Origin of the sequence: Alkalibaculum sporogenes (assembly GCF_009362815.1) — a bacterium.
GTDB lineage: Bacteria > Bacillota > Clostridia > Eubacteriales > Alkalibacteraceae > Alkalibaculum_A > Alkalibaculum_A sporogenes.
Window position 1 is genome coordinate 39358 of record NZ_WHNX01000013.1, and the last position, 23733, is coordinate 63090.

General features: G+C 29.5%; 25 protein-coding genes. 22 read left to right on the forward strand and 3 right to left on the reverse strand.

Annotated features, from left to right (window positions below; all coding sequences use genetic code 11):
• The first annotated feature begins 3 nt into the window (after positions 1-3).
• Positions 4-648 (forward strand): thiamine diphosphokinase, encoded by a 645-nt coding sequence (locus GC105_RS09570; protein WP_152804135.1) that lies wholly within the window; start codon positions 4-6, stop codon positions 646-648.
• Positions 649-1081: 433 nt separating this feature from the next.
• Here the strand turns inward: GC105_RS09570 and rpmB are convergent, their stop codons facing one another.
• A complete protein-coding gene (gene rpmB / locus GC105_RS09575) occupies positions 1082-1273 on the reverse strand; it encodes a 50S ribosomal protein L28 (RefSeq protein ID WP_152804137.1) in 192 nt (63 codons plus the stop codon).
• A gap of 185 nt (positions 1274-1458) precedes the next feature.
• On the opposite strand from rpmB, the gene GC105_RS09580 reads away from it, so the two are divergent.
• From GC105_RS09580 to GC105_RS09605, 6 genes are read left to right on the forward strand one after another with little or no spacing between them, the layout of a single operon-like run.
• Entirely contained in the window at positions 1459-1809 is a 351-nt protein-coding gene (locus GC105_RS09580) for an Asp23/Gls24 family envelope stress response protein (RefSeq protein ID WP_152804139.1), read from the forward strand.
• 12 nt (positions 1810-1821) lie between these two features.
• A complete protein-coding gene (locus GC105_RS09585; RefSeq protein WP_152804141.1) occupies positions 1822-3441 on the forward strand; it encodes a DAK2 domain-containing protein in 1620 nt (539 codons plus the stop codon).
• A 40-nt stretch (positions 3442-3481) separates the two neighbouring features.
• On the forward strand, positions 3482-5524 hold the full coding sequence (gene recG / locus GC105_RS09590) for an ATP-dependent DNA helicase RecG (protein ID WP_152804143.1): 2043 nt from the start codon (positions 3482-3484) through the stop codon (positions 5522-5524).
• Positions 5525-5542: 18 nt separating this feature from the next.
• Positions 5543-6100, forward strand: coding sequence for a 16S rRNA (guanine(966)-N(2))-methyltransferase RsmD (gene rsmD / locus GC105_RS09595; protein WP_193708358.1), 558 nt, complete (start codon positions 5543-5545; stop codon positions 6098-6100).
• A gap of 19 nt (positions 6101-6119) precedes the next feature.
• Complete coding sequence (coaD, locus tag GC105_RS09600; protein WP_152804147.1) at positions 6120-6599, forward strand: pantetheine-phosphate adenylyltransferase; 480 nt, start codon at positions 6120-6122, stop codon at positions 6597-6599.
• Positions 6600-6602: 3 nt separating this feature from the next.
• The gene (locus tag GC105_RS09605; protein WP_152804149.1) at positions 6603-7046 is read left to right on the forward strand and encodes an ATPase; all 444 of its coding nucleotides are present in this window, start codon (positions 6603-6605) and stop codon (positions 7044-7046) included.
• On the opposite strand, the gene GC105_RS09610 is transcribed toward GC105_RS09605, so the two are convergent.
• Both GC105_RS09610 and GC105_RS09615 read right to left on the reverse strand, forming a co-directional pair.
• Positions 7047-8183 (reverse strand): hypothetical protein, encoded by a 1137-nt coding sequence (locus GC105_RS09610; protein WP_152804150.1) that lies wholly within the window; start codon positions 8181-8183, stop codon positions 7047-7049. It abuts the gene before it with no gap.
• 34 nt (positions 8184-8217) lie between these two features.
• Positions 8218-9438 carry a nucleotidyltransferase gene (locus GC105_RS09615; RefSeq protein WP_152804152.1) on the reverse strand — a complete coding sequence of 407 codons (1221 nt, stop codon included), beginning with the start codon at positions 9436-9438 and terminating at the stop codon, positions 8218-8220.
• Positions 9439-9582: 144 nt separating this feature from the next.
• Here GC105_RS09615 and GC105_RS09620 point away from each other — a divergent pair, with 144 nt between their 5' ends.
• The 15 genes from GC105_RS09620 (at position 9583) to trmD (ending at position 23679) form a co-directional block, all read left to right on the forward strand.
• The gene (locus GC105_RS09620; RefSeq protein ID WP_152804154.1) at positions 9583-10803 is read left to right on the forward strand and encodes an acetate/propionate family kinase; all 1221 of its coding nucleotides are present in this window, start codon (positions 9583-9585) and stop codon (positions 10801-10803) included.
• Between the two features lie 37 nt (positions 10804-10840).
• Positions 10841-11314 carry a YceD family protein gene (locus tag GC105_RS09625; RefSeq protein ID WP_152804156.1) on the forward strand — a complete coding sequence of 158 codons (474 nt, stop codon included), beginning with the start codon at positions 10841-10843 and terminating at the stop codon, positions 11312-11314.
• Between the two features lie 11 nt (positions 11315-11325).
• Complete coding sequence (rpmF, locus tag GC105_RS09630) at positions 11326-11499, forward strand: 50S ribosomal protein L32 (RefSeq protein ID WP_152804158.1); 174 nt, start codon at positions 11326-11328, stop codon at positions 11497-11499.
• 335 nt (positions 11500-11834) lie between these two features.
• The gene (gene plsX / locus GC105_RS09635; RefSeq protein WP_152804160.1) at positions 11835-12830 is read left to right on the forward strand and encodes a phosphate acyltransferase PlsX; all 996 of its coding nucleotides are present in this window, start codon (positions 11835-11837) and stop codon (positions 12828-12830) included.
• Positions 12831-12862: 32 nt separating this feature from the next.
• Positions 12863-13090, forward strand: coding sequence for an acyl carrier protein (locus tag GC105_RS09640; protein ID WP_152804163.1), 228 nt, complete (start codon positions 12863-12865; stop codon positions 13088-13090).
• A 183-nt stretch (positions 13091-13273) separates the two neighbouring features.
• Positions 13274-13963, forward strand: coding sequence for a ribonuclease III (gene rnc, locus GC105_RS09645; protein ID WP_246169810.1), 690 nt, complete (start codon positions 13274-13276; stop codon positions 13961-13963).
• Positions 13956-15068 (forward strand): elongator complex protein 3, encoded by a 1113-nt coding sequence (locus GC105_RS09650; protein WP_152804167.1) that lies wholly within the window; start codon positions 13956-13958, stop codon positions 15066-15068. The genes rnc and GC105_RS09650 overlap by 8 nt, the downstream gene beginning before the upstream one ends.
• Positions 15069-15084: 16 nt before the next feature.
• Positions 15085-18630 (forward strand): chromosome segregation protein SMC, encoded by a 3546-nt coding sequence (smc, locus tag GC105_RS09655; RefSeq protein WP_152804169.1) that lies wholly within the window; start codon positions 15085-15087, stop codon positions 18628-18630.
• An 88-nt stretch (positions 18631-18718) separates the two neighbouring features.
• Positions 18719-19630 (forward strand): signal recognition particle-docking protein FtsY, encoded by a 912-nt coding sequence (gene ftsY, locus GC105_RS09660; RefSeq protein WP_152804171.1) that lies wholly within the window; start codon positions 18719-18721, stop codon positions 19628-19630.
• Positions 19631-20045: 415 nt separating this feature from the next.
• Positions 20046-20402 (forward strand): putative DNA-binding protein, encoded by a 357-nt coding sequence (locus GC105_RS09665; RefSeq protein ID WP_152804173.1) that lies wholly within the window; start codon positions 20046-20048, stop codon positions 20400-20402.
• Between the two features lie 13 nt (positions 20403-20415).
• Positions 20416-21750, forward strand: coding sequence for a signal recognition particle protein (gene ffh, locus GC105_RS09670; protein ID WP_152804175.1), 1335 nt, complete (start codon positions 20416-20418; stop codon positions 21748-21750).
• 34 nt (positions 21751-21784) lie between these two features.
• The gene (rpsP, locus tag GC105_RS09675; protein ID WP_343030007.1) at positions 21785-22027 is read left to right on the forward strand and encodes a 30S ribosomal protein S16; all 243 of its coding nucleotides are present in this window, start codon (positions 21785-21787) and stop codon (positions 22025-22027) included.
• A gap of 24 nt (positions 22028-22051) precedes the next feature.
• On the forward strand, positions 22052-22282 hold the full coding sequence (locus tag GC105_RS09680; RefSeq protein WP_152804177.1) for a KH domain-containing protein: 231 nt from the start codon (positions 22052-22054) through the stop codon (positions 22280-22282).
• Positions 22283-22453: 171 nt separating this feature from the next.
• The gene (gene rimM, locus GC105_RS09685; RefSeq protein WP_152804179.1) at positions 22454-22960 is read left to right on the forward strand and encodes a ribosome maturation factor RimM; all 507 of its coding nucleotides are present in this window, start codon (positions 22454-22456) and stop codon (positions 22958-22960) included.
• A complete protein-coding gene (trmD, locus tag GC105_RS09690) occupies positions 22957-23679 on the forward strand; it encodes a tRNA (guanosine(37)-N1)-methyltransferase TrmD (RefSeq protein ID WP_152804180.1) in 723 nt (240 codons plus the stop codon). Before rimM ends, trmD begins: the two co-directional genes overlap by 4 nt.
• Positions 23680-23733 lie beyond the last annotated feature (54 nt).

The window sequence follows — 23733 nt, forward strand, 5'->3', positions numbered from 1 at the left end:
ATTATGAAAGCATTGTTAATAGCAAATGGTAGAGTTAAAGATATACAATTTTATAAAGATGAAATAATAAATAAGTCTGATTACGATATGATAATATGTGCTGATGGTGGAGTAAATAATGCATTAAAATTAGATTTACTACCTGATGTTGTTATAGGTGATCTTGATTCTATCAGTCAAAGATCTATAGATATTATAAAGAGAAACAATATAAAAGTCATAGAATACTCAAAGTATAAAGACGAAACAGACACAGAATTAGTACTAGAGTATATTATTCAATATGGATATAAGTTTGTAACTATGATTGGTTGTATTGGCGACAGGATAGATCATTCCCTTGCAAATATTTATCTACTTAATAAGTTATTAAAGCATAATATAATAGGAAATATCATCGACGAAAAAAATGATATATATCTTATAGATAATAGTATAGATATATCTGATAAAAAAGATAGTATAATTTCTTTACTACCTTTATCAGATACAGTAGAAGGTATAACTTCTACTGGACTATATTATACATTAGAAGAATCTTTTATGGTAAAAGAAGTTCCTTATGGTATTAGCAATAAATTAACCTCAAATAATGCACAGGTAAAAGTAACTAAAGGAGAATTATTGGTCATTATTTCAAAAGATTAAGAACACTTTCTCTCTATGAGAATAGAATATAGTAAAAGAGATTGTGGTGGTGAATAAAATGAGAATACATAAGGATTATGCACACTATATCATGTATTGTTTAGTAGTTGTGTTATTAGTCATATTGCTTCCATATTGGCTATGGTATGTGATTTTATTTGGCCTCATCGGGTGTTTATGTTTTGTTTTACGCAAGATAAAATTCTTTGATAAATTCAGACAAAGAAGTTAATAAATACATAAGTAGTTCAATAGTTTAGAGTTTTGGGTTCTTTAAGTTTCCCAAAACTTTTTTCTTTTAACAATAAGTGTATGCTAATTGAGTAGAAAAGTTGAACTTTTCTGCTCAATAAAAAAAGAAAACCCACTGGATTTTCTAAGTTTTTTTTAAAGAGGGAATAAATTATCCCTATTTTAATACTATTGATAAAAATTATATTGCTCTTTCAACTTTATTAGATCTTAAACATCTTGTACAAACTAAGATTCTTCTTGGAGAACCATCTACCACTGCTCTAACTTTTTGTAAGTTTGGATTCCAAACTCTTTTTGTATGTTTAACAGAATGGCTTACTTGATTTCCATGTACTGTACCTTTACCACAAACATGACAATTTTTAGACATATACCTTACCTCCTTACTAACGCTCTTATTGCAAAGCAACAACATTATAACACATTTTTTATCATAATATCAACAAAAATTTAAAGCCTTATCTGTTTTAGCTAGGTGTTAAAGTCACTTAAATTACTTGAATAAAATTCTAACTTAAATTAGAATACTATTAAAGGAAGTAAGGAGGGAAAAATATGGTCTCTAAAATTTACAATGAATTAGGATATATAAATATAGCTGAAGGTGTAATCGCGAATATAGCGGGACTATCAGCTATGGAATGTTATGGATTAGTGGGGATGGCATCAAAGAGAAGTACCGATGGGTTTGTTGACCTCTTAAAGGGTGAAAATTTAAAAAAAGGTGTCAAGATAACAAAACATGAAAATCGAGTAATAATCGACTTATATGTTATTATAGAGTATGGTGTAAAAATTTCTGTAGTAGCCGAAAATATAATAGGAAAAGTTAAATACAATGTGGAAAAACAAACTGGATTGAGTGTAGAAAAAATAAATGTGATTGTTGAGAGTGTCAGAGTCTAAGGAGGACAATAAATGCAAGTTAAATATATTGACGGCAATATGCTAAGGAATATGATAATAAATGCAGCAGATAATTTACAGAATAATAAAAATACAGTTGATGATTTAAATGTATTTCCTGTTCCAGATGGAGATACTGGGACAAATATGTCACTTACTATTCAATACGCTGCGTCAGAAGTTAAAAAGTCTTCTGAAGAAGATTTATACAAAGTAGCACAAATAGCTTCTAGTGGAGCACTCATGGGAGCTAGAGGGAATTCTGGTGTAATACTATCACAATTATTTAGAGGTTTTGCTAAGGGCTGTAAAGATAAAACAAATTTAGGCCCAAGTGAATTGGCTTTTGCATTAAAGGATTCATCTGACATGGCATATAAAGCAGTAATGAAACCAATTGAAGGAACAATTCTTACTGTAGCTCGAGAGATGTCAGAGTTTGCTATTGAGAATAAAGATAAATTTGAGTTTATAGATGAAATGATTTTAGCAATTATAGCACATGGTGAGAAGTCACTAGCTAAAACGCCAGATTTATTACCTGTATTAAAAGAGGCAGGAGTAGTAGATGCAGGAGGTATGGGTTTATTATTTATTGCTGAAGGTGCATATGAAGTTGTATCTGGCAAAAGTATACCCAAAAAAAATTATAGTGAAGTAACTTCTGAAAGAATGTTTGAAGATAATATTATGTCTTTAGAAGATATTACATATGGGTATTGTACAGAGTTTATAATTTTAAAAGAAGATAATGACATCTCTGTTGAAGAGTCGTTAAAACTAGATTTATCCACTTTTGGAGATTCAGTCATAGTGGTAGGTGATGAAAATAATATAAAAGTACATGTGCATACTGATAATCCTGATAGAGCCTTAAAACTGGCACTTAACATAGGAGCATTAACGAGGATAAAAATTGATAATATGAGAGAACAAGTTGCAAATAATGCGATTCACCATACACAAGCAGTAGAAAAAGAATACGGTTTTATAAGCGTGGCATCTGGAGATGGATTACAAAAATTGTTTATGGACTTAGGAGTAGATGAGGTAATACTAGGAGGACAGACAATGAATCCTAGTACTCAAGATTTTATGAATTGCATACAAAAAATTAACGCTAAAGAAATATTTATTCTTCCAAACAATAGCAATATACTTCTCGCTGCTAATCAAGCAAAGGAGATATCTGATAAAAGTATTATAGTTATACCTACTAAAACTGTACCACAGGGGATTACTGCAATGCTGTCTTTTAATGGTGATATTGATATACAAGAAAATACAGCTACAATGATAGATGCAATAGAATATGTAAAAACTGGACAAATAACATATGCAGTTAGAGATACGATATATAAAGATCTTACTATAAAAAAAGGCGACATTATTGGACTTATAGATAATAATATTCAAGTTGTAGGTAATGATGTATACAAAGTTGCTATTGAACTTATGGAGAAAATGGTTGATGATGAAAGCTCATTAATCTCAATATACTATGGATCAGATACAAAACAAGATGAAGTAGAATCTTTTTTTGATAATATAGAAAAACAATACAGTGATCTAGATGTTGAACTAAATTATGGAGGTCAAGGTTTATATTATTTAATAGTCTCCGTTGAATAATTGTGATATTAAATAGAGTAAAACTTATGAGGAGTTTAATATGGATGTGAATGATTCAATTATACATATAAAGGGGATTGGAACAGCTAAGGAAAAGTTGTTTAATATTCTAAATATATTTACAATAATGGATTTAATTGAACACTATCCCATTACCTATGAAGATCGAACACAAATACAACTTACTAATGAAGTTGTACTTGGTAGTAAAGCTTTACTAAAAGGTAAAATCATTACTAGTCCAGAAGTTAGAAAAATAAGAAATAATTTAAATATTACTAAGGCTATTGCACAGGACGAAAGTGGACAATTTCAACTAATATGGTATAATACCCCATATATGAAAAATAGTATCGTATTAGGTGAGTTCTATTATTTTTATGGTAAAATTAATAGAACTCACGGTCAAATACAAATAGAGATGCCTGAATATGCTGAGATAAATAATAATAAAAAAATTTTTGGGATATTTCCAAAATACAAGTTAACTAAAGGTCTATCTCAAAATGATATTCGAAAGAGCATAAATCAAGTTATAAATAATGTTGATATAGATGATTATCTAAATAACGATTTAGTAAAAAAGTTTGAATTATATGAACTTAAACAGGCTTATAAGCATATACATTTCCCAGAAAGTTATAGACAATTAAACACAGCTAGAGATAGGCTTATATTAAACGAATTTTTAGAAACTCAGTTGGCATTTAAATATATGAAAAATGAAAAATTGAAAAATAGTAATGCACTACGTTTCTCTATAAATAGAGAAGTTATGACCAAAATAGATAGATTGGTGAATAGTTTACCATTTGAACTAACTTTATCACAAAAAAATGTATTAGATGAATTGTATGAAGATTTGAGAAATGATATTCCTATAAATAGGCTAATACAAGGTGATGTGGGAAGTGGTAAAACCATACTAGCCGTAATAATGTTGTTGATTTGTCATTTAAACGGGTATCAAGGTGTAATAATGGTTCCAACGGAAATACTAGCTGAACAGCACTATAAATACATTGAAAGTTTATTTTCAAGATTAGAGATCAAAGCGAATATTGCTTTAATGACTAAATTTAAAAGTTCAAAAACAAGGTTAGAAACTTTAAGTAAAGTTTCCTCTGGAAAATATGATTTAATTATTGCTACCCACGGAGTAATACAACGTGATGTAGAGTTCTTAAATTTAGGTTTAGTAATTACTGATGAACAACATCGATTCGGAGTAAAACAGCGAAAACAGCTTACCAATAAGGGGAAAAATCCTCATGTTATAGTAATGAGTGCTACTCCAATACCTAGAACTATTTCTTTATCATTATACGGTGATTTAGATATATCTACTATTAATGTCTTACCTGCAGGGAGAAAGCCCATTCAAACCTATTGTGTTAACACTACTTATAGAAATAGGATATACAAATTTATAGATGAAGAGATTAATAAAGGTAGACAAGCCTATATATTATGTCCTAGTATTGAAATCAATGAAAAATTAAACTCTGCAGTTGAAATTTATGAGAGTCTAAAAAAAGGTATATTTAAAGATGTTTCAATTGATATACTTCATGGTAAAATTAATAATGAAGAAAAAGAAAAAACTATGAGATTATTTTATGAAAATAAAATAAAAGTTCTGATATGTACCACAGTAGTAGAAGTTGGAATAAACGTACCAAATGCAACAATTATGCTTATAGAAAATGCTGAGAGGTTTGGTCTTGCTCAGTTACATCAGCTTAGAGGTAGAGTGGGAAGAGGAAATGAACAATCTTACTGCATGTTGTTAACCGATAATAAAAGCAATACAGTACAAGAAAGGATGAATGTTTTAGTACAGAGTACAGACGGGTTCTATATTTCTCAGAGAGATCTAGAACTTAGAGGACCTGGTGATTATTTTGGTTTTAATCAACACGGACTTCCAGGTTTTAAGTTAGCTGACCTTTCTAAACATCAGGATATACTTTTGACAGCAAATAATATTGTAGAGTATATAATGGAAAGTGGCAATAAAGACATTGAATTTAAAATTTTAGACGTATTTAACAATAAATTGAAACAAATATCAATGAATTAATGGATGGATGGAGTCTATATGAGGGTAATTACAGGCAAGGCAAAAGGAAAAAAGTTGTATTCACCAAAGGATGATAGGGTAAGACCTACTTCTGATAAAATAAAACAATCGTTTTTTAATATAATTGATTCATTAATTAAAGACTCTGTATTTATTGATTGTTTTTCAGGTACTGGTGCTATCGGTATTGAGGCTCTTAGTAGAGGTGCTAAAGAAGTGTACTTTATCGACAATAATAAAGAAAGTGTTTTACTAATTAAAAAAAACTTAAATACAACCGATTTAAATAGTATGGGTAATATAATTGAAATGAATGTGGAAGATGCGATTTCTAATCTGTCAAAAGAAAATGTAATTGCAGATATCATTTTTATGGATCCACCATATGCACTAGATATAATTCCAAGTATAATAAAACAGATTAGCAAAAACAATATCTTATCACAAGATGGTATTATTGTAGCTGAACACGATAAAAAGTATATACCTGAGGAAACTATCTTAGATTACCAAATATCAAATAAAAGAGTTTATGGCAATACAACAATGACGTACTACAAGAGATTAAATCTCTAACTACAAAAGAAGGTGTGATATGAGAATAGCAGTTTACCCAGGGAGTTTTGATCCTATAACAAATGGACATGTAGACATTATAGAACGAGCTTCAAAAATGTTTGACAAGCTTATAGTATCAGTATTACTGAATAATAAAAAGGAACCCATGTTTACTAGTGATGAAAGAATAGATATGATAAAAAACTCTATAACTCATTTAAATAATGTTGAGGTAGATTCTTTTGAAGGATTATTAGTAAATTATTTAAACGAAAAAAAAGTAAATGTTGTCATTAGAGGTCTAAGAGCTATGTCTGATTTTGAAAATGAATTCCAGATGGCTTTGATGAATAAGAAGCTTTGGGATGATGTAGAGACGATATTTTTAATTACAAAGGTAGAATATTCATATTTAAGTTCTAGTGCAGTAAAAGAAGTAGCAGTTTTTAATGGACATATGAAGGATTTAGTGCCAGATAATGTGTACAATAAATTACAAAAAAAGTTAGGGGTTTAACATATGAAAATTATCTCATTATTAAACGAATTAGAGAGAATAATACAAGAAAGTACAAATCTGCCCTTATCATCCAAAATACTAGTAAATCCAGAGCAAATTCTTGAGATAATTCAAGAAATACTACAAAGTTTGCCTGATGACATGAAAGAAGCTCAATGGGTTAAAGAAGAGCGTAAAAAAATATTGATAGAAGCTCAAAAAGATGCTGAGAGAGTACTAGGTGATGCAGAATCAAAAATAAGAGAAATGGTTGATGAAAATCAGATTACTCAATCAGCTTATTTAGAGGCAGAAGAAATTAGAAAAAGAGCTGAAGATATCTCTAAAGAAATAAGACAGTCTACTAATGAATATGCTGATAATGTCCTTAAAAAAATGCAATTTGATTTAAAATCACTAATGGAGCAAATTGAAAATAATAGAAAAGAATTAAGAGGTAAGTAGTTAGTTTTTTTTGATCTTTCTACAGATAAATATAAATATTGTTATTAGTGCTAGTATCGATATTGTTTGGTAATAAAATATTGAGTAATTGAAATTTTCAAATGAATTCATAATTTCCAAGTTACTATATACACTCAAAGAAGTAGGGTAAATTAGTTTATAACTTAATAGGGCAATACCCATTGATATGAAACTTTGACTAATTTTGCCTAACAAAAAACCTGAATATTTTATATCCGTCTCAACTAAGAAGGAATTTGTCTGCATATGAATAGACAGACCACTCCAGGCGATAATAAACGACGTTATAGCTACTTTTATAAAGAGAGGGTCACTACACTTACTTATAATATTTATTCCAAGCGTGATCTCAAATAAGCCGTATAAAATGCCATTGATTAACTGATCACTTAATTGCATAAAATTCAAATGTCTAGAAAACATATTGGCAAATAAATCAATAAGTCCAGTGATTTCAAGATAATTTATGAATATATTAAAAAATACCATGTATCCTCCTATTTTAAGAATATTTTGCGTAGAGTCTACAATGGCACTATTGATTATAATAGAAAAATTTTTATTTTCACTTCGCTTAAATACACCTGTTGAAAGTTTCTCTTTATAGAAATTCTTCAAAAACAAGGTGTTTATTATGGCACCTAAATAGTTTGATATGAGCAAAATCGGTACTACTACCATATTATCAAACATCTGGAGTGCAACTATACCTATGATAAATGCTGGACCAGTTGTACTACACAAACCTAATAATTTATAACTCTCAGTTACTGAGACTACATTTTCCTTTCTTAAGTCACATACTATTTTTCCACCTAATGGATATCCAGATATATATCCCATTGCTAAGGGTAGTATTCCACTTCCTGATATATTAAATATTTTATTCATGACTTTATTAAATAATTTTTGCAACAAATACGCTGTATCTAATTGAAATAGAATATGACTAAAAATCATAAAAGGGAATAAAGATGGCATGACATTATAAAACCATAAATTTATACCGTCTAAGACTGATTTAATGGCAAGTCTAGTATCAGATATTAATAAACCCAGCATAATACTTGTTATTAAGATAAGGAGAATATTTTTAGTTGCTATTTTTTTTATCATATATTATTCTATTATTCAATTACAGAAAAAATTATTATATTTGTATTATTTCCGGCTTTTTAATAAAATCACTGTTTATTTTATTTATATCAGTAGTTAGATAGTAGTAGTTAGTAGATAATACATCTTTGTTAATAGAATAACGTTGAAAACTATCCAAATCCTTATAATCTTTAGCGAGATTTGTAACAATTTTTATCTCGCTATTTAGCTTAATTTGCTTTAAAATTTCTTTTCCTCTTTCGTTAAATGCTAATACGCGAAGATATGGTTTATAGTCATAATTTTTAAATATTTGTTTGGCATCAGCGCTTTTATGTGAGTGTAAAAAATTAATAAGTATCCTTTTAATTCTTGTTTTTGTATATCTTTTTGTATGAATATGATTAACTAGCTCATCCATTGTTTTACAAGCGTACGCTGATTTTAGTATTCTATTTTCTAGTCCTTCACTTACATCAAAGAATTCTTTTAATTCATCTGGAGAAGATTTGAATAAATCTCCAACTATTAAGGAAAAATAATTTTCGAGATTATTAAATTGATTGCCATATAGGTATAGACTTTTATAAGTTGAATCTGGTACTACATCAATTACACTTTCTATATCCATAGTTTTGAGTAGAAGGTTACGTATATGTGTAGCGCCAACAAAATTGTTTACTATTTTTTCATCATGATAACCTACATTCACTCGCTGTATTGGCAATGGAGCTATACTGCTATTAAATTTATATAACCATTTTAAGTATTCAATAGCTAAAATATTATTAGGAGTAGTGATTATATGGTCAGTAGTATTTAGGAAATCTCCTAGTGCTAGCTGTCTAGCACTAGGGAAAGATTTGCCTTTGTTTAAATAACTTTTTAGAAGTTCTCTATAGTAAGGTGGCTCATCTATAAGAATTTTTGCTATTTCAGATAATTCTGAAAGACTATCATTTTCACATCCAAAGCTTAGAGTACTGACAATATTGAGTGCATCTAGAGTAATTACACTACCATATGCAAAAATTTCTGCACTTTGACAACTAAATACATATGGAAGTTCTACTACTAAATCGATACCATTTTTTACTGAAATGCTAGCCCTAGTCCACTTGTCTAGTAAGGCTGGTTCACCTCTTTGCAAAAAACTACCGCTCATAATAGCCATAGTGTGTGAACATTGGCTTTTTTCTTTAGATATATTTAAATGATAAGCATGTCCGTTATGAAAAGGATTATATTCGGCAATAATACTAAGTAGTTTCATAATTTAACCTCCAATAATTGTTGTAGTACAAAAATCATAACCGAAAATTATGTTTTTTTGAAGTGATTTAGTAGAAATATTTTTATAATGTGATAAAATAGTCAAAGAGAGATAATGTAAAATATAAAATAGGAGATGTTTTTATTGAATATACTAGTGATTAACTGTGGAAGTTCGTCTTTAAAATATCAATTAGTAGACATGAGTAATGAAAAAGTTTTAGCAAAAGGGCTTGCAGAAAAAATAGGATTAGAAGATTCAATATTTACTCATAGTCCAGATGGAAAATATAAATTAGTTAAAAAAGGAACATTGAAAGATCATGAAGAAGCATTAAATATAGTTATGGATTCTTTAGTGGATGAAAAATATGGAGTTATAAAAGCACTTACAGAGATCGATGCTGTTGGTCATAGAATTGTACACGGTGGAGAATACTATTCTTCTTCTGTACTTATAGATGATGATGTTGTAGATGCTATAAAAAAATGCATCGAGGTAGCACCTTTGCATAATCCTGCAAATATCCTAGGTATAAATGCTTGTAAGCGTCTTTTGCCTGGTATACCAATGGTCGCAGTATTTGACACAGCCTTCCATCAAACAATGCCAAAAGAGGCATATATCTATCCTCTACCATACGAATATTACAATAAATACAAAGTTAGAAAATACGGTTTTCATGGCACTTCACACAAATATGTTTCACAAAGGGCTGCTTGTATCTTAAACAAACCAATAGAAGAACTAAAAATTATAACTTGTCATCTAGGTAATGGTGCTAGTTTAACGGCGATAAAGAATGGAAAATCTATAGATACAACTATGGGCTTTACACCTTTAGAAGGTTTAGCTATGGGAACAAGATGTGGAAGCATTGACCCATCAATTGTTACTTACCTAATGGGAAAAGAAAATATTGATTCTCATGAAGTTGATGAAATATTAAACAAAAAGTCTGGTGTACTTGGTATATCTGGTGTTAGCTCAGATTTCAGAGATATCGAATCTGCTGTTGAAGATGGAAATAGCAGAGCGCAACTGGCATTAGATGTTTTCGACTATAAAGTAAAAACTTCTATAGGGTCATATGTAGCAGCTATGAACGGAGTAGACGCTATTGTCTTTACAGCAGGACTTGGTGAAAATTCAGCGTATACTAGAAAAAACATATGTTCAGGATTAAGCTATTTAGGAATGACTATAGATGATGAAAAAAATAGTATAAGAAGAGAAGAAGTAATTATTTCTACACCAGATTCTAAAGTTAAAATAATTGTGATTCCAACAGATGAAGAAATGGCTATTGCAAGAGATACAAAAGAGATAATAGTAAATGACGTGCTTGACAAAGTATTATATTGAAGATATAATTATCTCTGCTAGTTCAGAGGTGATTTAAATGATTATTGACATTTTATCTCTATTGACGAGACAGGAAAAAGTAATAGAAGTAAATAGAAAAATACCCAATTTTATATCTGAATTGAATTGTGACAAACCTATTGAAGTTAAGGGTAGAATTCATATTGAAAATCAATCCATTAAGATAAATCTTAATGTAAAGTTGTACATTGATATGGTATGTTCAAGATGTATTGAAGAATTCAATTATTTAATAGATATAGAAATAATTGAAGACTATGATATGGCCGAAAATCAAGGACTGTTACAAAACGATACTTTAGACTTGACAGAATTGATACGAGAGAGTATTTTGTTACATATTCCTATACAGGCCTTATGTGATGTAAGCTGTAAAGGTTTGTGCGCGATATGTGGGGAAAACAAAAATATTCATAATTGTGATTGCGATAAGGATCAAATAGATCCTCGGTTATCTGTTCTGAACAATCTGTTAAATGGGGATGAATAGGAGGTGTAGAAATGGCAGTACCAAAAAGAAAGGTATCCAAATCTAGAAGAGACAAGAGAAGAACTCATTACAAATTAAATGTACCAGGTATGAGCACTTGCCCTAAATGTGGTGAAATCAAACTACCTCATAGAGTTTGTAGAGCATGTGGAACTTATAAAGATAAGGCAGTATTAGAAGTATAAATAATAGGTAGAGTAAATCTTTGCCTTTGTTTTACAGATAAGTAAGCCCTCACCTCTTAGATGGGGTGAGGGCTTACTTTATGATAGAAATTTAGGTAGTTCTATTGTTAAACAGACTAAATAAAGTACTAAGATTGCTGTGGTAAATTCACAGCCACATTAGCAAGGATAACTTGCATCAGGTGTATAAGACTCAATTTATCCTGCATTAACAGGCCTTGGCTCGTTGATTCACTAAAACTATTATACAGAGGGTTAAGAAAACTCTTACTGAATAAAGTTTTACTTTATATTGAGATCTGGTATATTTGATTATTATTATGGAGTGAGTTTCAATGAATATATACGTCGATGGTATGGGTGGAGATAATTCGCCAGGTGAAATTGTACAAGGTTGTATAATGGCTGCAAAGAGCTTTAATAGAAAGATTTGTATTATAGGTGAAGAACAAAAATTATACGCTGAATTAGATAAACAAGAGTATGTAAAAGAATTAATTGAAGTGATACCTTCTCTTGAGGTTATAACTAATAATGAAGATCCAACCATAGCTATACGTCGGAAAAAACAATCGTCATTAGTTATAGGTTTACAGAGAATAAAGGCAGATAGACGTTCAATTTTGATTTCCGCAGGTAGTACAGGTGCATTACTTGCAGGTGGCACATTAATAGTCGGGCGAATTAAAGGTATTCAAAGGCCTGCATTAACTGTAATGTTACCTACTAAGAAAGGGTTTTCCCTTTTATTAGATGCTGGTGCTAATGTTGATTGTAAAGCAAGCTATTTGCAACAATTTGCTATTATGTCAAGTATTTATGTTGAAGAGCTATTAGGGGTTACCAAACCAAGAGTTGGTTTGATAAATATTGGTTCAGAAGAGAAAAAAGGTAATGAATTGACAAAAGAGACATATGGTTTATTGAAAGAAACAGATGTAAACTTCGTTGGGAATATTGAAGCAAGGGACATCCCTGAAGGAAATGCTGATATATTAGTATGTGATGGATTCACTGGAAATATAATATTGAAGTTAATGGAAGGTTTGGGCTTGTTTATTTTTGATGCATTGAAGAAATCTATTATAAGTTCAACTAGAGCGAAAATAGGTGGACTTTTATTAAAACCTGCCTTAAAAATTTTTAAGAAACGCTTTGATTACACTGAAGTAGGTGGAGCACCTTTACTAGGTGTAAATGGAGGTATTATAAAGGCTCATGGCAATTCTGATAGAAAGGCTATCTACAACGCTATAAAACAAGGCATAGAATTCCAAGAGAAGAATATCATAGATAAAATATCAAATAAAATAGTTAAAGTTCAAGAATAACTTATATATATTCTTATATGGGGGTGAAATAAATGGATATATTCGATAGAGTAAAAAAAATCATACTCAATCAAATTGATATTGAAGAATCAAAAATTACTTTAAATTCTGGCTTTCTTGATGATTTAGGTGCAGATTCACTTGATGTGGCAGAGATGATAATGGCTTTTGAAGAAGAGTTTAAACTAGAGATTAATGATGAAGATATTGAGAAGATTAAAACTGTAGGTCATGTGGTAGACTATTTCAAAGAAAAGTAAAAGTCCTAAAAGGGACTTTTATTTTATGATAGGAAAATTCGACTAGCTCGCTAGGTCCAAATTTTATATAATTACTTAAATAAGAGTCGAATATGTTATTATTGTTTGAATTCACTAAGGATACGTTAATTTAGTTGATGTACAGTAAGATAAACAATAAGAAATAAAAACATGGAGGAAAAAATGAATTTTAACAATATTGAAACTGTTTTAAACTATAAATTTAATAATCCAGCGATACTAAAAAATGCTCTTACTCATAGCTCCTTTGTCAATGAAAAGAGTAAAATGCTCAATAATGAAAGACTCGAGTTTTTGGGGGATGCTGTATTAGAGTTAGTAGTAAGCTCTTATCTATATAAAAATCATGCCTATTCATCAGAGGGAGAATTAACTAAATTACGTGCAAAGATTGTATGTACGGAGTCACTTGCTATGGTATCAAATGTGTTAAATCTAGGGAGTTATATATTACTGGGTAAAGGCGAAGAAAATACAGGTGGTAGAAATCGTAAATCTATCCTTGCAAATTCATTTGAAGCAATTATCGGCGCTATTTATATAGATAGTAGTATAGAACAAGCAGAAAAGTTTATATTGTCAAAAATGGATCAAAATATGAAAGATGCTATTAAGGGCAGACTTATTTTTGATTATAAAACTAAGATTCAAGAGCTCATTCAACAGAATTCATCTAATATCATTGAATATACAGTCGAAAGTGAACAAGGCCCAGAGCATGATAAATTATTTAATATCAACTTGCATTTGAATGGAGAAATTATTGGAACAGGGTGTGGAAGTAGTAAAAAAGAGGCAGAACAACGAGCTGCATATAATGGTTTGATCTTTTTAGGAGAAATAAATGGATAATAGTACTAGCACGAAAGTTATTTCAATATTTATTCCACATGAAGGTTGTCCTCATGATTGTGTGTTCTGTAATCAAAAAAAGATATCCGGTTCAGTAAAATCTCCAGATATTAAAGATATTGAAGAGCATATTGAAACTGCTCTTACTACATTAGATAATAATAGTTATAATATTGTTTTAGCTTTTTATGGTGGTAGTTTTACAGCTATTAAACGAGAAAAACAAATAGAGTACTTGAGGGTCGCTAAATATTATAAAGATAGAAAAAGTATAAATAGCATAAGATTATCTACACGACCTGATTACATGAAAGATGAACATGTATCACTTTTAAAAGAGTACAATGTTGACCATGTAGAACTAGGTATTCAGTCTACCCATCCTAAGGTACTAAAATTAAGTAAACGTTATTATAGTATTTATACTATTAATCAGGCTGTAATGAATCTTAGTAAATACAATATAGATTTTGGTTTTCAGATTATGATTGGTTTACCAGGAGATAATAGACAAAGATTGATTAATACTTGCTTTGAATTAGCAGCATTACAACCTAATACCCTTCGAATTTATCCGACTCTAGTTATTGTGAATACAGAACTACAAGAAATGTATAAAAATATGGAGTATACTCCTCTTACTTTACTTGAAGCGAGGGAACTTAGTATAATACCGTATATTATATTTAAAAATCTAGGTAGTAATATTATTAGGGTTGGTCTACATGCATCAGAATCTCTTCTGTTAGATGACAATATTGTAGCAGGACCATTTCATAGTGCCTTTGGTGAAATGGTCCAATCTAGCATATACTGGGCGATGATCAAATCAGCTATAGTGCGTTATAGACTACAAAATAAAAACATTACAATTATTGCTAATGCACGTGATTTCTCGAAAATTACAGGTAATAAAGGTGAAAATAGAGTATTAATTAAAGATTATTTTAATGTAGAATACAAGTTTCAAAAGAATGACTCTTTGAAAGATGATATAATAATACAATATGAGAATTATGATTATTTATTGAGGATGAAAGAATATTATAATGATATAATAAATCAATTAACTAATGAGTGGCACTGTAAAAATATTATGAACTAACTTGAGGTGAACAAATTTGTATCTAAAGAAATTAGAGATATTTGGATTTAAATCTTTTGCAGATAAAGTAGATATAGAGTTTAAAGATGGTATCACGGCTATAGTAGGACCAAATGGTAGTGGAAAAAGCAATGTATCTGATGCTATTAAGTGGGTATTAGGTGAACAGCGAATAAAATACCTACGTGGAAGTAAGATGGAAGATGTTATTTTTTCTGGTACTAAAGTGAGAAAATCATTAGGTTACGCTCAAGTTAGTTTGACCATTGATAATGAGTCTGGTGTTTTTCCTATTGAATACACAGAAATAAGTGTAACACGTAGACTTTATCGTTCTGGTGATAGCGAATATTATATTAATAAATCTTTATGCCGTCTAAAAGATATTCAAGATTTGTTTTTAGATACTGGATTAGGTAAAGAAGGATATTCTATAATAGGACAAGGGAAAATTGATCATATTGTAAGTAGCAACCCTCAAGATCGAAGATTAATATTAGAAGAAGCTACTGGTATAGTTAAATATAAAAATCGTAAACTCGAGTCAGAGAGAAAACTTGAAAAAACTCAGGATAACTTATATAGAATCACTGATATAATTTCTGAACTCGAAAAGCAGTTGCCTTCCCTAGAAAAACAGGCAAAGAAAGCATTATCATATCTAGACTTAAGAGAAAACCTAAAAAAAGTGGAATTAAACCTCTTTATTCATAAAGTTGACATTATCAAAGAAGAGTTAAATAAATTGTATTTTGATAGAGATAATATAGTTATTAATATAAAAGAAAAAGGTATTGAAATATCAAATAAGGACTTAGCATTTCAAGATTTACGGAAAAAAATCCTTAAATTAGATGAAACAATAAATAACTTAAATCAGAAAAAATTAGAATTAAGCGAAATAAATCAGAAAAGCAATACTCAAATACAAGTATCTAGAACAAAAATAGAACATAATAAAAGTAGTATTTTAACTATTGAAGATGATATTTTACAGACAGAATATAATAATAAAAATTTAGAAGGAAAAATTAATTACATAGAAGATAGTATCTCTAAAATCACTGAAGAAATCTATAATAAAAGTAAAGAGTTAGAGTATTTACATTCGCAGAAAAATACAAAAGAGAATATAGTTCAAACTCAATTAGAAAAGTTCAAAAACAAAAATGAAAAGTTGCAGCTGATAAATAATGATTTGCAAACATATAGTAATAAAATAACCATTTTAGAGAATAAGAATTTTTACAATGAAGAAACTTTTAAAAACTTATTTTCTCGTCTTGAAGGTTTAAATGAGTTAGTAAAAGAAAATAAAAACACTAAAGATCAATGTAGTACAACTAAGGTAGATTTAGAAAGAAATCTATCAAGTACTAGAGAACTAGAAACTATTAAAAAGAGAGAAATAAGTTTTATACAAGATAAACTTGATAAATTAAAAAAAGAACTAAGCATATATGAAAATAATTACAATATGATTTCATCAAAATACACTTTAATGAATAATAACGAAGATTTACGAGGTTATGTTGGTAGTGTCAAAGAATTGTTAAGAGAGAAGAAAAATAACGCTTTATTGAAGAATAAACTCCATGATATCGTTGGAAATCTCGTAGACGTTCCCAAAAAATATGCACTGGCAATTGAAACATCTCTTGGAAATACAATACATAACTTAATTACAGAAGATGAAGATATTGCACATGAATGCATAAAGATACTAAATAAAAATAAATGGGGAAGGGCAACATTTCTACCCTTAAATATTATAAAAGGACAAGCACTTAATATAGAGAATTCTATAGCATTACAAAAGGGATATATTGGTTTAGCCTGCAATTTAGTTAATTTTGATAAAAGATATACTGGAATATTTCATAATTTGCTAGGCAAAGTTCTTATAGTAGAAGATATTAACGTTGCTAAAGTCATTCATAAGAAATGTAACTACAAGTATAAAATTGTAACCTTACAAGGAGAGATATTTTTTCCAGGAGGTGCAATTGTCGGTGGGATTCATAAAAATGGAAATGTAAGTATTATTCAAAGAAAACAAGAAATTGAAGATTTAAAGATAAACATTGAAAAAAGTCAAAATAATATTGGAGTTCTAAAAAGCGAATTAGAAAAATTACAAAGTAGTTTAACTAAGAATAAAGAAGAACTGAGATTATTAGAATATAAAGCAAATCAATTTTCCACAGAAAAGCAGTTAATAGAGCAAAAATTAAGTCAAATACAAGTCCTCATAGATAATGAGACAAAAAATATCATAAGTTTACAATCACAAATAGAAACAATTAAAGAAAGTAAAGGAACTGATATTGAAGAATTCAATTCATTACACGAAAAAATTAAAGCACTTAATATTAGTAAATCAGAATTAGAATTAATTGAAGTAATACAAGTAGACGAAAAATTAAATATGGAAATCATTGAATTATCGAAAGAGATAATGGAAATAAATCTATATATAGCGAAACAAGAAGAAAAACATATACATTTAAGCGAGCAACTTAACGATTACAGTCATGCCATAAATGAAAACAAAAATAAAATTTATGCTAAGAACAATGAAAAAGCAAATTTGATTAATGAAAATAAAGTATTGCAAAATCTTATTGATGAAAATAATGAATTACTTATGACCTTTGATGCAGAAAAAAACAATATATCATCCGACTATGAGAGATTACAAAATGAAAGGATATCAAATAATCTAAAAATAGATGTACTTCAAGAGACTTTAAAAGAACTTAATAACCAAAATGTATTAATTAATGAAGGATTAAGTAAAATTGAAATCAAAATTAACAACAAAAATTCTGAATTAGAACATTTACAAAACAATATCTTTGAATGTTATGAGATGAATTACAGTATGGCTTTAGATTATAAATATCCTATTAATAACATAAACAATGAAGTTAAAACAATGAAGAACTTTAAGACTCAAATATCAGAATTAGGAACTGTAAATGTTGGTGCAATGGATCAGTATAAAGAGATAAAAGAACGTTTTGAATTTTTATCATTCCAAAAAGATGATTTAGTAAAAGCTAAGGACGCATTAAGTGATATAATCACTGAAATTTCATCGAATATGAAGTCTCAGTTTATTGAACAATTTAATCTAATAGAAAAAGAGTTTCAAGAAACATTTAAAAAATTATTTAATGGTGGAACTGCCAGATTGCGTATAGAAAATCCTGAAAGTATTATGGAAACAGGAATAGAGATAGAAGTTCAGCCGCCAGGGAAAAACTTGAAAAATATTTCTTTACTCTCGGGAGGAGAAAAATCACTAACAGCTATCGCTTTGCTTTTTGCTATCATTAGTATTAAACCAACACCATTTTGTGTATTAGATGAAATTGATGCAGCACTTGATGACAGCAATGTCGAACGATTCTCAAATTTTTTACAGTTGGTATCAAAAGATAACCAATTCATTACGATTACTCATCGAAAGGGCACTATGGAGATTGCTGATCGTTTGTACGGTATATCTATGGGTCAAGATGGTGTATCAAAAGTTGTATCTGTTGAAATAAAGTGAAACTTATTCAGTAGGGGTTTTATTGAATTGGGAGTCTTAGTGGCTGTTAATACGGGATAACTCAAATGTTAAAAGAGGAAGTGTAATAATGAATAATGAAAACAACTTTTTTTCAAAATTAAAAAATAGTTTAGTAAAAACTAAAAATAATTTCTCAGGTAAAATCGATCAATTAATTAACTACTCAGGTGTTTATGATGATGAATTTTTTGAAGAGTTAGAAGAGATTCTTATACTGGCAGATTTAGGTGTTGAAACTACTAATACAATTATTAATAAAACTAGAGAAAGAATTCAAATAGATAATATCAAAGATAAAGAAAAAGTAAAATCAGTTATTAAAGAGATTGTAAGAGAAATTTTAATTGATGACGAAGTGACTTCATTTAAATATCCTATGGTAATATTAGTAGTAGGAGTAAATGGAGTTGGAAAAACCACAACTATTGCTAAATTAGCTAATCTATATAAAAAACAAGGAAAGAAGGTATTACTTGCAGCAGGTGACACCTTTAGAGCAGCAGCAGTAGAACAAATAACTATATGGTCCCAAAGATTAAACATAGATATAATCAGAAATGATCAAGGTGCTGATCCTGCATCAGTAATATACGATGCATTACAGGCTGCAAAGGCTAGAAAAACTGACGTATTAATATGTGATACAGCTGGTAGACTTCACAATAAAGACAATTTAATGAGCGAGTTATCAAAAATTAACAGAGTAATAGCTAATGAGTCAGAGTTTTTTACTCAATACAATTTACTAGTACTTGATGCTACTAGCGGCACAAATGCTGTTAACCAAGCTAATGTATTCAATCAAGCTACCAAACTTGATGGTATTGTTCTTACAAAACTAGATGGAACATCTAAAGGTGGCATTGTCATCCCTATTAAGTCACAACTTAAAATTCCTATACATTTTATTGGAGTAGGAGAGCAAATGGATGATTTGCAGGAATTTGATGCAAGTACTTTTGTTGACGCACTATTTTAGGATATCCCATGAAAAACATAGAAAAGATGGAATAGAATTTTGTCTCGTATACATGATGAGAGCCAGAGTATGTTTAAAACAAACGCAAACACGCTGTCGCATACTGTATGAAAGAACTCGAAGATAAACTAAATTTTTGAAACTCGCTACGCTCAAACAGTCAAAAATTCTTAACGTTAATCGTCTCCTTCTTTTGAATTTAGCGAAGCTATCGTTTGCTAATGTTTTAAAAATACTCTATAAAGTTAGCTGCTTTGATATATGCTTTTTTAAAAAGGGTTCGCTGAACCAAATATCTTTTCATGCGATTGCCGTGGATTATTTAACATATGTTCTTGACAGGTACTTAATTATTATATATACTAGTCACTGTTAAGTAGATTACTTGACACTTAAATGAGATTGGTGATGCTTCTTGGAAAAATTTATTGAGATTTCTATATTGTATGATTTTTATGGGGAATTATTAAGTGAGAAGCAAAAGTTAATAGTAGATTACTACTATAATAACAATTTTTCATTAGGAGAAATTGCCGAGAAAGTATCTATAAGTCGTCAAGGTGTATACGATTCGTTAAAACGATCTGAAGAACTTCTTCATGAATATGACAGTAAGCTAAAATTAATGGATAAATATCAAATTAATCAAGAATTAATTAGTAATGCACTAGATAAGTTAAGCAATCATATTAAAAACCAAGGTATGGATACTGACAGAGAAATTCTTTTAGATGTGGAAAATGACTTGAAAAAGACGTTAAAACAACTTTAATGGAGGATTATATATGATTTTCGATGGATTAAGTAATAAACTCCAAGATACCTTTAAGAAACTTAAAGGCAAGGGGAAGCTATCAGAGAAGGATATTAAAGAGGCTACAAGAGAAATAAAGATTGCTCTTCTTGAGGCAGACGTCAACTTTAAGGTAGTTAAGGACTTCGTAAAAAAGATAAATGAGAGATCTATAGGCTCAGAAGTACTACAAAGTCTTACACCTGGACAACAGGTAATTAAAATTGTTAATGATGAACTTACCAATCTTATGGGAAGTGCAAATTCACAATTATCTTTCAATAGTAAGGGTATTACATCTATTATGTTAGTAGGGCTACAAGGCGCCGGAAAAACTACTACTGCTGGTAAATTAGCTAATTTGATTAAAAGCCAAGGTAAAAAGGTCTTGCTTGTTGCATGTGATATATATAGACCAGCTGCTATTAAGCAATTGCAAGTGTTAGGAGAACAAATTGATGTTTCTGTATTTTCTCTAGGTAATAGTACTTCACCAGTTAGTATAGTTAAATCAGCAATGAAACATGCTAAGGAAAACTATTTTGATATAGTAATTGTAGATACTGCAGGTAGATTGCATATAGATGAAGAGCTTATGAATGAACTTAAGTATATTAAGGATGAAATAAGTCCTACTGAGATACTATTGAATGTAGATGCAATGACTGGACAAGATGCTGTTACTGTAGCTGAAAGTTTTGATGAAAAGTTAGATATAACAGGAATTATTTTAACTAAGCTAGATGGTGATACTAGAGGTGGAGCAGCACTATCAATTACTTCTGTCACAGGTAAACATATAAAGTTTGTAGGTGTGGGAGAAAAAATTACAGATTTAGAATCTTTCCATCCTGATAGAATGGCTTCTCGAATACTAGGTATGGGTGATGTTTTGTCATTAATTGAGAAAGCACAGTCTAACTTTGATGAAGATAAAGCTATGGAGTTACAAGAAAAGTTTAGAAAGCAACAGTTTACTCTTGAAGACTTTAAAGAACAAATGCAACAGATGAAAAGTATGGGATCATTTAGCGATATCCTTGAAATGATTCCTGGTGCAAATAAAAAGGCTTTACAGGGAGTAGACGTAAGTGACAAAGAACTAGGAAAATCAGAAGCAATTATTAATTCAATGACAAAAAAGGAAAGACAAAATCCTGAAATTATAAATGCTAGTAGAAGAAAAAGAATCGCTGCAGGTTCTGGAACTAGAGTTCAAGATGTAAATAAACTACTAAAGGGATTTGAACAGTCAAAAAAAATGATGAAGCAATTTAGTGGTATGAGTAACAAAAAACTTGGAAAAATGAAATTTCCATTTATGTAAACATATTTATTTTATTTTAAAGGAGGTGAAATTAGTGGCAGTTAAAATTAGACTAAAGAGAATGGGTTCACACAAAAAGCCATTTTATAGAATTGTAGTAGCAGATTCAAGAGCACCAAGAGATGGAAAATTCATTGAAGAAATTGGATATTTTAATCCGTTATCAGAACCAAATGAATTTAAAATCGAAGCTGATAAAGTGAAAAAATGGTTATCAACAGGAGCACAACCATCTGAAACAGTAAAATCTTTATTAAAAAAGAATGGCATCATCTAATATATTATATACGAGGTGCGTTTCATGAAAAATTTGGTAGAGGTACTAGTTAAATCATTAGTAGAAAACCCTGATGCTGTTGTAGTAAATGAAGTAACAGCAGAACAATCTATTACACTTGAACTTAGAGTTGCAGCTGATGATATGGGCAAAGTAATAGGTAAACAAGGTAGAATAGCGAAAGCAATTCGTACAGTAATAAAAGCAGCTGCAGCAAAAGAAAACAAAAGAGTAATTTTAGAAATTATTCAATAAAAATAGAGTTAGGTTTGAACCTAACTCTATTTTGTAATCGCGTCATAGGTCTGTATGTAGTTGATTTACTAGATTCAAATACAAGTCATACAAAAGCATGTTTGCTTATCTACAATTACTTTAAAAACTTAAGAAACAACGAGAATACTGTTATAATAAGAAGGTGTAAATGTGAATGAAACATTAGTTATTGGAAAAATTGGAGCACCACATGGAATTAAAGGGGAAATAAAAGTCTTTCCACTTACAGATGATCCATCTAGATTTGATGCCCTAAAGACTTTTTATATAAAAAATAAAGAAATATATCAAGAATATAGTATTACTAAAATCAAGTATCAAAAATCCAATCTTATAGTAAAACTTGATGGTATTGATGATAGAAATTCAGCTGAAGAGTTAAAGAATAAGTATGTTGAAATAGATCGTCAAGATGGAATACAATTAGAAGAAGATGAATATTATATAGTTGACTTAATCGGATTAAAAGTTTACGAAAATGATATACTCTTAGGAGAATTACAGGATGTAATACAATCAGGTGGAACAGATATCTACTCTATAAAAACATCTGCAAAAGATATTTTAATACCTGCTGTATCACAGTATATTCAAGAAATAGATATGGGTAACAAAAAAATAATAGTACAACTTCCTGATGGACTGAAAGAACTATGAAATTTCATATTATTTCATTGTTCCCTGAGATATTTGAGAGCTTTGCAAATACAAGTATTATTAAAAAGAGTATAGATAAAAACATTATTCAGATTGAATATATTAATATAAGAAGCTTCTCAAAGAATAAACATAAAAAAACCGATGACTATCCTTTTGGTGGCGGACCAGGTATGGTAATGAGCGTACAACCTTTAGCAGATTCAATAAAATATGCTAAAAGCATGTCAAGTAAAGCAAAAGTTGTATACTTTTCACCTCATGGAACTATATTAAATCAAAAAAAAGTAATAAGCTTTTCAAAGGAAGAAGAGATTATACTAGTTTGTGGGCATTATGAAGGAGTAGACTATAGAGTAGTAGATAAATACGTAGATTATGAAATATCCTTGGGAGATTATATACTTACAGGTGGCGAAATACCAGCTATGGTATTTATTGATGCAATATCAAGAACAATAGATGGCGTATTAGGAAATCATGAAAGTTCAATGGATGAATCTTTTACAAAACCACTATTAGAGTACCCACAATACACAAGACCCAGAGTATTTGAAGAAATGGAAGTACCAAATGTGCTTTTATCCGGAGATCATGAAAAAATAAAAAAATGGAGATTTGAAAAATCTCTGGATATTACTAAAAAGAGAAGACCAGATTTATATGAAATGTATAAGAAGAAGTATGAAGAAAACAAAGACGATAAGGAATCAAAATAAAATAAATGATTGTATAAATAAATGATATATGTTATAATTTTATCTGTTATCTCA